The 13,600-nt window shown below is 61.1% G+C and carries 7 protein-coding genes and 1 other RNA gene; 2 read left to right on the top strand and 6 right to left on the bottom strand.

Translation table 11 applies throughout. From position 1 onward, the window contains the following. Nucleotides 1-143: 143 nt before the first annotated feature. The 6 genes from ffs to AU074_RS26150 all read right to left on the bottom strand — a co-directional run bounded on the left by ffs (nt 144) and on the right by AU074_RS26150 (nt 9,454). Nucleotides 144-240: signal recognition particle sRNA small type (gene ffs / locus AU074_RS26175), an RNA gene on the bottom strand. A 207-nt stretch (nt 241-447) separates the two neighbouring features. After that, entirely contained in the window at nt 448-1,611 is a 1,164-nt protein-coding gene (locus AU074_RS26170) for a putative zinc-binding metallopeptidase (protein WP_076017198.1), read from the bottom strand. 136 nt (nt 1,612-1,747) lie between these two features. Beyond that, on the bottom strand, nt 1,748-4,105 hold the full coding sequence (gene ligA, locus AU074_RS26165; RefSeq protein WP_076017197.1) for an NAD-dependent DNA ligase LigA: 2,358 nt from the start codon (nt 4,103-4,105) through the stop codon (nt 1,748-1,750). 87 nt (nt 4,106-4,192) lie between these two features. Next, nucleotides 4,193-5,044: a cell division protein ZipA gene (gene zipA, locus AU074_RS26160; protein WP_076017196.1), complete on the bottom strand. Its 852-nt coding sequence runs from the start codon at nt 5,042-5,044 to the stop codon at nt 4,193-4,195. A 259-nt stretch (nt 5,045-5,303) separates the two neighbouring features. Continuing rightward, nucleotides 5,304-8,792, bottom strand: a complete 3,489-nt coding sequence (smc, locus tag AU074_RS26155; RefSeq protein ID WP_076017195.1) for a chromosome segregation protein SMC — start codon at nt 8,790-8,792, stop codon at nt 5,304-5,306. A 2-nt stretch (nt 8,793-8,794) separates the two neighbouring features. After that, entirely contained in the window at nt 8,795-9,454 is a 660-nt protein-coding gene (locus AU074_RS26150; RefSeq protein WP_076017194.1) for a GntR family transcriptional regulator, read from the bottom strand. A 280-nt stretch (nt 9,455-9,734) separates the two neighbouring features. Here AU074_RS26150 and xdhA point away from each other — a divergent pair, with 280 nt between their 5' ends. Both xdhA and xdhB read left to right on the top strand, forming a co-directional pair. Then, a complete protein-coding gene (gene xdhA / locus AU074_RS26145; RefSeq protein ID WP_076017193.1) occupies nt 9,735-11,183 on the top strand; it encodes a xanthine dehydrogenase small subunit in 1,449 nt (482 codons plus the stop codon). Continuing rightward, nucleotides 11,176-13,575, top strand: a complete 2,400-nt coding sequence (xdhB, locus tag AU074_RS26140) for a xanthine dehydrogenase molybdopterin binding subunit (RefSeq protein ID WP_076017192.1) — start codon at nt 11,176-11,178, stop codon at nt 13,573-13,575. The genes xdhA and xdhB overlap by 8 nt, the downstream gene beginning before the upstream one ends. The last annotated feature ends 25 nt before the right edge of the window (nt 13,576-13,600 follow it).

Below are 13,600 nucleotides of genomic sequence, written 5' to 3'. Positions count from 1 at the left end.
TTTGCCGGTAACGATTGCTTTCGGGCTTGTGAGCACTGAGCTGAAGGACGAACAGCAGAAATCGCTTCGCAGATGACTATTGCCAGCGAAGGGTTTCATAAAGGTATTTTTTTGAATCAAGGAGGGTGGCGTTATGGAGGCAACCCCACCAGCCACACCCCGGCACACAATGTTCCCGCTGTGGCTGCTGCCTTCCGGCTCTGACCAGGTTCACGGGTAATCGTTGCGGGGGGACCGATGGGATCACCATAACGACGCTCGCCTCTCGGCAAGCCGCGCCATTGTACCGATCTCATCGGAAGTTACAACCGTTCGCGCGGGATTAAAATATCTGATGGTTCAAGTACTTGCCTGCAGGAGTGAGTGTGCCCGCGAAGAACCCAAAGACACTGCGTTCATTCAGGACAGGCGCGTTATCGTTGACGACCTTCGCGAGCAAGCTTGCTCCTACAAAAGCACGACCTCATCTGCCCTGCCGCCCTCTTGCTGGATCACCAGGTGAATGAAGTGCAGCTTGGCAATCACCGCCGGCGGCAGGACGAACGGATAGAAATCCGGCTGGCCCATGCTGCGGGACAGTTCGTTGAGCATGCCGGCCAGTTCGATCCATGCGTTGACGAATGACAAGAACGCCGTGCCACCGGGATGTTCAGGGTCGTAGAGGGTGCTCAGGGGGAATGGTTGATAGTCCAGGTCCATCTCCCGGGCACTCATGCCGAAACCCAGCGCGGTGTCGACGGCGTCCATCATGTGCAGGTAATGCGCCCAGGTTTCCGCCCAGTCTTCCCACGGGTGCATGGTGGCGTAGGCGCTGACGCAGGTTTGCTGCCAGTCCGCGCGCGGGCCGTTCTGATAGTGCTGCTCGAGGGCGTCGGCGTAGCTGGCGCGCTCGTCGCCGAACAGGCTGCGGAACGGCTCCAGCCAGTGGCTGTTGGCGATCAGGCGGTCCCAGTAGTAATGGCCGACCTCATGACGGAAATGACCGAGCAAGGTGCGGTAAGGCTCGCGCATCTGTACGCGGATCTGCTCGCGATGAGCGTCGTCGGCTTCTTTGATATCGAGGGTGATCAGGCCGTTGGCATGGCCGGTGGTAGGTGCGTTGCCTTCCAGGTCGATGCCGACGAAATCGAACGCAAGGCCCGTGTCTTCATCGGCCGTCTTGGGAATCACCTGCAAGCCCAGGCTGATGAGTTGCGCCACGAGGCGGCGCTTGGCGGTTTCGACCTTGCGCCAGCGTTCGGGGTTTTCAGGGATCGACAGGTCGGGAATGGTGCGGTTCAGGCTGCACGCCACGCACAAGGTCTGGCCGTTGTCGGCGGGCAGCAGCCAATTGCAGGCGGCTGGCGTCTCGAGGTTGGCGCAGCGGCGAAATGCGCCCGCTTCAGGGTCGGCGTCCAGCAGCCAGGTATCGGCATACGGGCCGGGCTGCAGGGATGACAGGCGACTCTGCTCCGGCTGATAGCCCAGCAGCGCCGAACAGGCCAGGCACTGGCTGTTGCGAAAGAACAGGGACTGCCCGCAACGGCACTGCCAAACCTTGCTGTTGCGCGAGGTCTCGGCCATGAACGGTGCGGCAATGCGCGAACTGAGTTGTTCGAAGAAGCGGTACATGGCGATCTCTCCCTGGGCTGCCCAAGACTAGATCATGGTTACGAGCTGATCGTTCCAGTTTTTTATTGGCAGCCTATTACTTGTGGCGAGGGGGCTTGTCCCCTCGCCACAACAAGCCCGCTCATCACAAAAAGTATCAGGCCGTGATGTTGTGCTTGGCCAAAAACGCCACAAACGCCTCTTCATCCAGCACTTTCAAGCCCAGCTCACTGGCCTTCGCCAGCTTCGACCCGGCACCTGGCCCGGCCACCACGCAGTGGGTTTTCGCCGACACCGAACCCGCCACCTTGGCGCCAAGGCTTTCGAGTTTTTCCTTCGCGACATCCCGGCTCATCAGTTCCAGGGAGCCGGTAAGCACCCAGGTGTGACCCGCCTCGGGCAAACCTTCGACGACCTTCTTCTCGCTCTGCCAGTGCATGCCGAAGTCCTTGAGCTGTTGCTCGATGGCCAGCGCACGATTGGCGTTTTCTTCGATGTCAAAGAAATCCCGGACAGCCTTGGCCTGCTTCTCCGGCAACGCCTGGCGCATGTCGAGCCAGTCGGCCTTGATCACGCCTTCGAGGGAGCCAAACTTGTCGGCCAGTTTCTGCGCGGCGCCCGGCCCTACGGACGGTACGTGCAGCTTGTCGAGCAAGCCGCCCAACGTGGTGCTGGCCGCGAACTCGGCGCTCAGGTCGCCCTGCTCCTGCAATTCCAGCCCGCACTCGTCCTTGGAGATCAAGGCACCGATCACGTCCTGGTTATGACTGTCTTCAAAGAAGCTGTGAATCTCGTGGGCCACTTCCAGGCCAACGTCCGGCAAGTACGTCAGCACTTCCGGCAAGGCCTGCTGCACGCGCTCCAGGGACGCCAGCGAGCGTGCCAGCACCTTGGCCGTCTCCTCGCCTACATCGGGAATGCCGAGGGCATAGATGAACCGTGCGAGGGTCGGCGTCTTGCTGTTTTCGATGGCGGTGATCAGCTTCTTGCTGGAGACGTCGGCGAAACCTTCCAGGTCGATGATCTGATCGTACTTGAGCTTGTAGAGGTCAGCCGGCGAGCCGATCAGTTTCTCATCCACCAGTTGCTCGATGGTCTTGTCCCCCAGGCCATCGATGTCCATGGCGCGGCGCGAAACGAAATGAATGATCGCCTGCTTGAGCTGCGCACCACAGGCCAGGCGCCCGACGCAGCGGTATACCGCGCCTTCGCTGACGGTTTCCTTGCCCTTGCTGCGCTTGACCAGTTGCGTGCGCTCAACGTGAGAACCACACACCGGGCAGCTCTCGGGGATTTGCACCGCGCGGGCGTTATCCGGGCGACGCTCGGTGACCACCGACACCACCTGGGGGATCACGTCACCGGCACGGCGGATGATCACGGTGTCGCCGATCATCAGGCCCAGGCGCGCCACTTCGTCCATGTTGTGCAAGGTGGCGTTGGACACGGTCACACCCGCGACCTTGACCGGTTTCAAGCGTGCCACGGGCGTCACAGCGCCGGTACGACCCACCTGGAATTCAACGTCCAGCAGTTCGGTCAGTTCTTCCATCGCCGGGAATTTATGGGCAATCGCCCAACGTGGTTCTCGGGCGCGGAAGCCCAGCTCCCGTTGATAGGCAATGCTATTGACCTTGAACACCACCCCGTCAATTTCATAGGGCAAGGCATTCCGTCGCTCACCGATATCGCGGTAGTAGTCGAGGCAATCCTGAATCCCCTTGGCCAGTTTCAACTCATGGCTGATGGGCATGCCCCACTTCTTCAGCTGTTGCAGGTTGCCGATATGGGTGTCGCTGATATCCGTGGTCACGCCATAGCAGCAGAATTCCAGCGGGCGGCTGGCGGTAATCTTCGAATCCAACTGTCGCAGGCTGCCCGCCGCCGCGTTGCGCGGGTTGGCGAAGGTCTTGCCGCCAACTTCCAGTTGCGTGGCGTTCAGCCGCTCGAAGCCAGCCTTGGACATGAACACTTCACCGCGCACTTCGAGGGTCGCCGGCCAGCCGGTGCCGTGCAGCTTCAAAGGAATATTGCGCACGGTGCGCACGTTGACGCTGATGTCTTCGCCGGTGGTGCCGTCGCCGCGCGTGGCGCCGCGCACCAGCTCACCGTCCTGATACAGCAGGCTGACCGCCAGGCCATCAAGCTTCGGCTCGCAGCTGTATTCCACCGCCGCGCCGCCGCCAAACAGGTCGCCCACCGGCAGGTCGAGGCCTTCGGTGACCCGGCGATCGAATTCAAGCATGGTGCTTTCATCGAAGGCATTGCCCAGGCTGAGCATCGGGATTTCGTGACGCACCTGAGTGAACGCCGACAACGCCGCACTGCCGACCCGCTGCGTCGGTGAATCACGGGTTACCAGGTCCGGGTGCTCGGCTTCCAGGGCCTTGAGCTCGTGGAACAACCGGTCGTACTCGGCGTCCGGGATGCTCGGTTCGTCGAGGACGTGGTAACGGTAGTTGTGCTGATCCAGTTCAGCGCGCAGTTCGAGGATGCGGGTGTGGGCGGCGGTCATGGGTGTTCTCTCATAAAGCAAAAGAGCAGCCGAAGCTGCTCAATATGTTAGTGCATGGATTCTACAGGCAACGCGTAAGCTTGGACCTTAGCGCTTCTGTGTCAGGGCGCGACGCTCGAACTCGACGATGCGCTGACGGTAGTGCTCGATGGTCTGGGCGGTCAGGACGCTGCGTTGGTCGTCCTTGAGTTCGCCGTTGAGCTCCTGGGACAGCTTGCGGGCTGCAGCCACCATCACGTCGAACGCCTGTTTCGGGTGACGCGGGCCTGGCAAACCAAGGAAGAAGCTCACTGCCGGGGTGCTGAAATGGTCGATGTCGTCCAGATCGAAGATGCCCGGCTTGACCGCGTTGGCCATGGAGAACAGGACTTCACCGTTGCCGGCCATGCTTTCGTGGCGGTGGAAAATATCCATCTCGCCGAAACGCAGGCCGCTTTCCAGAATATTTTGCAGCAGGGCCGGGCCTTTGAAGCCGGCGGCGTCGCGGCAGATCACGCTGATCACCAGCACCTCTTCGGCAGCCGGTTGATCCTTGACGGATTCTTTATGGGCACTCTTGGTCGGGGACTCATCCGGGAAGTCATCATCACGGCTGCTGAAGCTCGGGCCTTCTTCCAGGTCCAGGTTCAGGTCGCCCTGCGATGGCTCGCTGGCCGCGCTGCGCTTGCCGCGCTTGGGCTCGCGGGCTTCACGCACCGGTGCGCTCATCGACGGCAGGTCGTGCTCGTCCAGTTGCGGCTCTTTATGGTTATCCAGGACACGTGGAGGCCCCAGCAGCTCGGCGCTGCCGTCGTCGTCCGGCAAATTGGACAGGTTGCGGTCCAGGCGAAATTTCAACTTGCCCTTGCCGCCGCGCATCCGACGCCAGCCATCAAAAAGAATACCGGCAATGACAATAATGCCGATGACGATCAGCCACTCGCGCAGACCGATTTCCATGTAATCCCGTGCCTCTAATAAAAAATGCTGAAAAATAAGGGGTTTAGCACCGTGCAAACCGCTTTAAAACGTGGCGCCAACTCTATGTTCTGAATGACGTTTTGCCCACGCATACGAAAATTTGACATTAAACTAGCACGACCAAAGATAACTTTACACCGTCTGTCAAAATGCCTTGAACAAATATGTCCATTTGCCACTTTTCCCAGACCGGTAAATCACCCTACATCGCGCTGGAAATCTTCCTACGAAGTGCGCCTCAGGATTCCACCAGCGCCATCGCCTCTTCGACATCCACCGCCACCAATCGCGAACAGCCCGGCTCGTGCATCGTCACGCCCATCAACTGATCGGCCATTTCCATGGCGATCTTGTTGTGGGTGATATAGATGAACTGCACGGTCTGGGACATCTCTTTAACCAGTCGCGCATACCGTCCAACGTTAGCGTCATCCAGCGGGGCGTCAACTTCGTCGAGCATGCAGAACGGTGCCGGGTTCAACTTGAAGATCGCAAATACCAGGGCCAATGCGGTCAGTGCCTTCTCGCCACCGGACAACAAATGGATGGTGCTGTTCTTCTTGCCCGGAGGCCGCGCCATGATCGTTACCCCTGTATCGAGTAGATCTTCGCCCGTCAGTTCCAAGTAAGCGCTGCCACCACCGAAAACTTTCGGGAATAACGCCTGTAAACCGCCATTAATCTGATCAAAGGTATCTTTGAAGCGATTACGGGTTTCCTTGTCGATCTTGCGGATCACGTTTTCCAGGGTGTCCAGCGCTTCCACCAGGTCGGCGTTCTGCGCGTCCAGATAACGTTTGCGCTCGGACTGCTGCTGGTACTCGTCGATGGCCGCGAGGTTGATCGCGCCGAGTCGTTGAATGCGTGCAGCAATCCGCTCAAGTTCTTCTTCGGCTTCTTTCTCGTTGGCCTGGGCGGTCAGGGTATTGAGCACGCCGTGCAAGTCGTAGCCGTCTTCCAGCAACTGGTCTTGCAGGGTCTTGCGGCGAACCGTCAGGGCCTGCCATTCCATGCGCTGTTGTTCGAGCTGGCCACGGATCAGTTGCGATTGCTGTTCGGCCTGGGTCCGACGCTTTTCGGCGTCGCGCAGTTCACGGTCGGCGTCTTCCAGGGCGATTTGTGCAGTCTTGAGTTCTTCGTCGACGGTCATGCGCTTGTCGAGCAACTCTTCGAGCTTCAGGCGCAGCTCTTCCAGCGGGGCCTCGCCCTCCTCCAGGTTGAGGCTCAGTTGCTCGCGCTTTTCGGTCAGGCGTTCGGACTGCATTTCCAGGCGCTCGAGGGCCTGGCGCGTGGAGTCGTGTTGCGCCCGCAGGGAGCCGAGGCGCACGGCCAGTTGATGGGCGTGGTCCTTGTGCTGGCGGGCTTCCTGACGCACCCGGTCGAGGCGCTCGCGCAAGCTGTCGCGCTGGGCCAGCAGCAACTCGCGCTGCTCGGTGTCCAGGGCCATGCTGTCGAGGGCGTCCTGCAGTTGCAGGCGCGCTTCGCCGACTTGTTCGTGTTCGAGGGCGCGCTGCTCGCCCATCTCGGCCACTTCTTCATCGAGCCGGGTGCGGCGCAAGGTCAGTTGTTCGACCTTGGCTTTGCTCGCCGAGAGCTGGGCTTTCAATTCGCCTTGCTGGCGCGCTTCGTCCTGCAACAGCCGGCGCAGGTGTTCGCGGCCGGTCTCTTGCTGACGCTGGGTGGCGCGCAGGGTTTGCAGCTGGTTTTCCAGGGATTCGAGTGTGGCTTCGCGCTCTTCGCGCTCGGCGGTCAGGTTGACGATTTCCTGGCCACGGGCCAGAACGCCGCTTTCCGCTTCGCTGGCGCGACGCACCCGCAAAAAGTGCCGGCCGACCCAAAAACCGTCACGGCTGATCAGGCTTTGCCCGGCCGCCAATTGGCCGCGCTGGGCCAGGGCCTGCTCGAGGCTGTCCACCGGCTTGACCTGGCCGAGCCAAGGCGACAGATCAATCGCCGCCTCGACCTTGTCCAGCAAGCTGCCCCGCACGCGCGTGCCGTCAGCTGCGGGGCTGAGCAAACGCAGATCGCCCTGGGTAAACCCCGCCAGGTCGAAACCGCCAAAATCATCCACCAACACGGCTTGCAGGTCGGCACCAAGCACGGTTTCCACCGCCAGTTCCCAACCGGCTTCGACCTTCAAGCCTTCGGCCAGGCGCGGGCGCTCGGCCAGGTGTTGCTCGCGCAGCCATTCGGCTGTGCCGGTGCCCGGGTCGAGCGCCGCTTGCTGCAAGGCTTCAAGGGAGGCCAATCGACCGTTAAGCCGCTGCAAATCGCCCTGAGCGGTTTGCTGCGCCTGGGTCGCCTGTTGCAGTTGCTGACGCAATTGCTCCAGGCGTTCCACTTGTTGTTCTTCGCTGGCTTCCAGCTCTTCCAGTGTCATTTCGCTTTCGGCGAGTTTCTCGCTCAGCTCGAGGATCGCCGCGTCTTCCGGGTCGGCCGCGAGCAACACGCGCTCTTCCACCAAACGCCGCTGACGCTCGGCCAGGCGCTCCATGCTGGTTTCCAGTTGCTGGATGCGCGACTGCTGCACCTCAGCCTGGCGGCGCGGCTCGGCGGATTGCAGGTTGAAGGTGTCCCACTGCTCCTGCCAGGCGTGCATGGTGGTTTCGGATTCTTCCAGGGCCGCAGCGGCTTCCTCGGCGGCAGCGCTGGTGACTTCCTGCTCGGGAGTGAGCATGTCCAGCTCCTCCCCGAGGGTCAGCAGCAAAGTGCGGTCGTGGCCCAGGTGCGATTCGGTTTCCAGGCGCGCGCGTTCGGCTTCCTTCAGGTCGTCCTGCAACTGGCGCAAGCGTTGCTGGCCGTGCTGGATGCTCTGCTCGACCCGGGCGATGTCACCGCCCACCGAATAGAAGCGCCCCTGCACCAGATTGAAGCGCTCGGACAGGTCATGGTGGCCGTCCCGCAGGCGCTCGATGCTGGCGTCGGCATTGCGCTGCTCGGCCACCAAGGCTTCGAAGCTGATTTCCTGGGTGCCGATGATCGCTTCGCGCTGGCCCACCTGGTCGTTCAACGCCTGCCAGCGCAAGGCCGACAGTTGCGCCTTGAGCTGACGCTCCTCGCCCTTGTATTCCTGATACTTCTCGGCCGCCTGGGCCTGACGGTGCAGCCGCTCCAACTGGCGCTCCAGCTCGTCACGCAGGTCAGTCAGGCGGGCGAGGTTTTCGTGGGTACGACGGATACGGTTTTCGGTCTCGCGGCGGCGTTCCTTGTACTTGGAGATGCCAGCCGCTTCCTCGATAAAGTTACGCAGGTCTTCGGGCTTGGCTTCGATCAGCTTGGAGATCATGCCCTGCTCGATGATCGAGTAGCTGCGCGGGCCCAGGCCGGTGCCGAGGAAGATGTCGGTAATGTCCCGGCGGCGGCACTTGGTGCCGTTGAGGAAGTAGCTGTTCTGGCTGTCGCGGGTGACTTTGCGGCGGATGGAAATTTCCGCATAGGCCGCGTACTCGCCCACCAGGGTGCCGTCGGAGTTGTCGAACACCAGCTCGATACTGGCCTGGCTCACCGGCTTGCGGCTGGTGGAGCCGTTGAAGATGACGTCGGTCATCGACTCGCCACGCAGGTTTTTCGCGGAGCTCTCGCCCATCACCCAGCGTACGGCGTCGATGATGTTCGACTTGCCGCAGCCATTGGGCCCGACCACCGCCGCCATGTTACTGGGGAAGTTCACCGTGGTCGGGTCGACGAAGGATTTGAACCCCGCCAGTTTGATGCACTTGAGCCGCACGCTTAGGCTTCCGCCAACGCAGCAATGACCAGCGAGCAACTGCGCTCGCCGTAGGCCGAGAGTACTTCGCGAATCTGTGGCAGGTCACGGGCCAGCACGGCGGCGAGCAATTGCTCGAACAGCACCAGGTACTCGCTCATGGACGCCTTGCGTTGATCCAGCGCCAGGTAATAGGCGCGGTTCATCGCCGGCTGCAGGTTCTCGACGGTTTCCTGCAAATACGGGTTGTTGGCGAACGGATACGCAGCGCGCATCACATTGAAGCTTTCCTCGACGAAGGCACGAATGTCCTGACGTTCGAAGCTGGCGACCAGGCGCTGCTGGATCTGCACGAACGGCGCCATGTCGGCCTGGGTCTGCCAACCGGCGGCGACGGCGTTGCCCAGCAAGATATACAGCTCGCCCATCAGCGTGCACAGGCTCTGCACCTTGTGGGCAGTCAGCTCGGTGACATGGGCGCCACGGCGCGGCAGGATCGCGATCAGGTGCCGACGCTCAAGGATCAGCAAGGCTTCGCGCACGGAACCACGGCTGACATTAAGCGCCAGTGTGACCTTCTGCTCCTGGATCCGCTCCCCAGGCTTGAGGTCCCCGCGAATGATACGTTCGGCGAGGTGGTGAGCGATTTGCTCGGCAAGACTATCCGGCGCCTTGAACGTCATGTTTTCCCTTCAAAATCTTCTATCGGTACAAGCGCGGCAGTGTAGCGCACTTGCCGGTTGATGGCGTACGGCCCACAAGCACGAATTTGGCATGAAATAAGCAGCCGTTAAAGTCCAGAAGCCCCCAAAAACGGCGGTTCCAGAGAACTGGACCATAATTAAGGATGTTGAAATCGCATTTTCTTGACCCTTAGGTCAGAAAATCGTTGACCGAAAAGTCAGACATGACTAGATTCGGCGCAAAGCGGTTAACAACAATAATGAGTCTGCGAGGCCTTCCGTGATCCAGTTTTTACTCAACCAGGAACTCCGTAGTGAGCACGCCCTGGACCCGAACCTGACTGTGCTCAACTATTTGCGTGAGCACCTGGGCAAATCCGGTACCAAGGAAGGCTGCGCCAGCGGCGACTGTGGCGCCTGTACCGTGGTGGTCGGCGAGCTGCACACCGACGATCAAGGCGCGGAGCAGATTCGCTATCGCAGCCTCAACTCGTGCCTGACCTTTGTCTCGTCCCTGCACGGCAAGCAACTGATCAGCGTCGAAGACCTCAAGCACCAGGGCCAACTGCACAGCGTGCAACAAGCCATGGTGGAGTGCCACGGTTCGCAATGCGGCTTCTGCACCCCGGGCTTTGTGATGTCGCTGTTCGCCCTGCAAAAGAACAGCGACGCGCCCGACAGCCAGAAAGCCCATGAAGCCCTGGCCGGCAACCTCTGTCGCTGCACCGGTTATCGCCCGATTCTCGCCGCCGCCGAACAGGCCTGCTGCAACAAGCCCCAGGACCAGTTCGACAGTCGCCAGGCCGAAACCATCGCCCGCCTGAAATCCATCGCGCCGACTCAAACCGGCGAGTTGAACAGCGGCGACAAACGCTGCCTGGTGCCGTTGACCGTCGCCGACCTGGCCGACCTTTACGACGCTTACCCACAAGCCCGGCTGTTGGCTGGCGGCACCGACCTGGCGCTGGAAGTCACGCAGTTCCACCGCACGCTGCCGGTGATGATCTACGTCGGCAATATCGAAGAAATGAAGCGCATCGAAAGCTTCGACGACCGCCTGGAAATCGGCGCCGCCACTTCCCTCTCCGACTGCTACACCGCACTCAACAACGAATACCCGGACTTCGGCGAATTGCTTCACCGCTTCGCCTCGTTGCAGATCCGCAACCAGGGCACCCTGGGCGGCAATATCGGCAACGCGTCGCCCATCGGTGATTCGCCGCCACTGCTGATCGCCCTCGGTGCGCAGATCGTACTGTGCAAAGGCAACACCCGCCGCACCCTGGCGCTGGAAGACTACTTCATCGACTACCGTGTCACTGCCCGCCAGGACAGCGAATTCATCGAAAAAATCATCGTGCCCAAAGGCGTGCCGCTGTTCCGTGCCTACAAGGTGTCCAAGCGTCTGGACGATGACATTTCCGCCGTCTGCGCCGCCTTCAACCTGAAGATTGATAACGGCGTGATCGCCGATGCCCGCGTGGCGTTCGGTGGCATGGCTGCCACCCCAAAACGTGCGAAAAGCTGCGAAGCTGCGCTGAACGGCGCCACCTGGAATTCCGCCACCGTGGAAAAAGCCTGCGCCGCGCTGGCCGAAGATTTCACCCCGCTGTCGGACTTCCGCGCCAGCAAGGAATACCGCCTGCTCAGCGCACAAAACCTGCTGCGCAAATACTTCATCGAACTGCAAACGCCGCACATCGAGACTCGGGTGACCGCTTATGTCTAACCATCATGCCGTGGAAAAATCCCAGGCCGAACTCGCCGAACTGTTCGCCAAGGACCTGACCAGCGGAGTCGGTCGCAGCGTCAAGCACGACAGCGCCGCCAAGCACGTCTCGGGCGAGGCGCAGTACATCGATGACCGCCTGGAGTTTCCGAACCAGTTGCACCTGTACGCACGCATGTCGGACCGCGCCCACGCGAAGATCATCAGCATCGACACTGCGCCCTGCTACGCCTTTGAAGGCGTGCGCATCGTCATCACCCACGAAGACGTGCCGGGCCTGAAAGACATCGGCCCGTTGATGCCCGGCGACCCGTTGCTGGCCATCGACACCGTGCAGTTCGTCGGCCAGGTAGTGCTGGCCGTTGCCGCCCGCGACCTGGAAACCGCACGCAAAGCCGCGATGGCTGCCGTGATCGAATACGAAGACCTCGAGCCGGTGCTGGACGTGGTCGAGGCGTTTCGCAAAAAGCATTTTGTGCTGGACAGCCACACCCACCAACGCGGTGATTCGGCGGGCGCGCTGGCGACGGCAAAAAATCGCATCCAGGGCACCCTGCACATCGGCGGCCAGGAACACTTCTACCTGGAAACCCAGATCTCCTCGGTAATGCCCACCGAAGACGGCGGCATGATCGTCTACTGCTCCACGCAAAACCCCACCGAAGTACAGAAGCTGGTGGCCGAAGTACTCGACGTATCGATGAACAAAATCGTGGTCGACATGCGCCGCATGGGCGGTGGTTTTGGCGGCAAGGAAACCCAGGCCGCCAGCCCGGCATGCCTGTGTGCGGTGGTCGCGCGCCTCACCGGCCAGCCGACCAAAATGCGCCTGCCGCGCGTGGAAGACATGCTGACGACCGGCAAGCGCCACCCGTTCTATATCGAGTACGACGTGGGCTTCGACGACACCGGCCGCCTGCACGGTATCAATCTGGAACTGGCGGGCAACTGCGGTTGCTCACCGGACCTGTCGAACTCGATTGTCGACCGTGCGATGTTCCACTCCGACAACTCGTATTACCTGGGCGACGCCACGGTCAACGGCCACCGCTGCAAGACCAACACCGCGTCCAACACGGCTTATCGTGGCTTCGGCGGCCCCCAAGGCATGGTCGCCATCGAGGAAGTGATGGACGCGATTGCCCGGCATCTGGCCCTCGACCCGCTGGCCGTGCGCAAGGCCAACTACTACGGCAAGACCGAGCGCAACGTCACCCACTATTACCAGACCGTCGAGCACAACATGCTCGAAGAGATGACCGCCGAACTGGAACAAAGCAGCCAGTATTTCGAGCGCCGCGAAGCGATCCGTCGCTACAACGCCAACAGCCCGATCCTGAAAAAAGGCCTGGCGCTGACGCCGGTGAAATTCGGGATTTCCTTCACCGCCAGCTTCCTCAACCAGGCCGGTGCGCTGATCCACATCTACACCGACGGCAGCATCCACCTGAACCACGGCGGCACCGAAATGGGCCAGGGCTTGAACATCAAGGTCGCGCAGGTGGTGGCCGAGATCTTCCAGGTAGAAATCGACCGCGTACAGATCACCGCCACCAACACCGACAAGGTGCCGAACACCTCGCCGACGGCGGCTTCCAGCGGCGCCGACTTGAACGGCAAGGCCGCGCAGAATGCCGCCGAAACCATCAAGCAGCGCCTGGTGGAATTTGCCGCGCGCAAGTATGAAGTCAGCGAGGCCGACGTTGAATTCCACAACGGGCATGTGCGGGTTCGCGATCACATCCTGACGTTTGAAGCGCTGATCCAGCAGGCGTATTTCGCCCAGGTTTCACTGTCGAGCACCGGCTTCTACAAGACCCCGAAAATCTTCTACGACCGCAGCCAGGCGCGTGGCCGGCCGTTCTACTACTTCGCGTTCGGCGCGGCCTGTTGCGAAGTGATCGTCGACACGCTGACCGGCGAATACAAAATGCTGCGCACCGACATCCTGCACGACGTGGGCGCCTCGCTGAACCCGGCCATCGACATCGGCCAGGTCGAAGGCGGCTTCATCCAGGGCATGGGCTGGCTGACCATGGAAGAGCTTGTCTGGAATAACAAAGGCAAGCTGATGACCAACGGCCCGGCCAGCTACAAGATCCCGGCCGTCGCCGACATGCCGCTGGACCTGCGGGTGAAACTGGTGGAAAACCGCAAGAACCCGGAAGACACCGTGTTCCATTCCAAGGCCGTGGGCGAGCCGCCGTTCATGCTCGGCATCGCCTCGTGGTGTGCGATCAAGGATGCCGTGGCGAGCCTGGGCGACTATCGTCATCAGCCGAAGATTGATGCACCGGCGACGCCGGAGCGGGTGTTGTGGGGGTGTGAGCAGATGCGCCAACTGACCGCTGCAAAAGCTGTGGAAACTGAAACCGAGTTGGCTTCGCTCTAGACCGAGGCGCTGCCTTCGCGAGCAA

The sequence above is a fragment of the Pseudomonas sp. ATCC PTA-122608 genome (assembly GCF_001952855.1).
Lineage (GTDB): Bacteria > Pseudomonadota > Gammaproteobacteria > Pseudomonadales > Pseudomonadaceae > Aquipseudomonas.
Note: the sequence above shows the minus strand (reverse complement) of the source record. Positions and strands in the feature narration are given on the sequence as shown.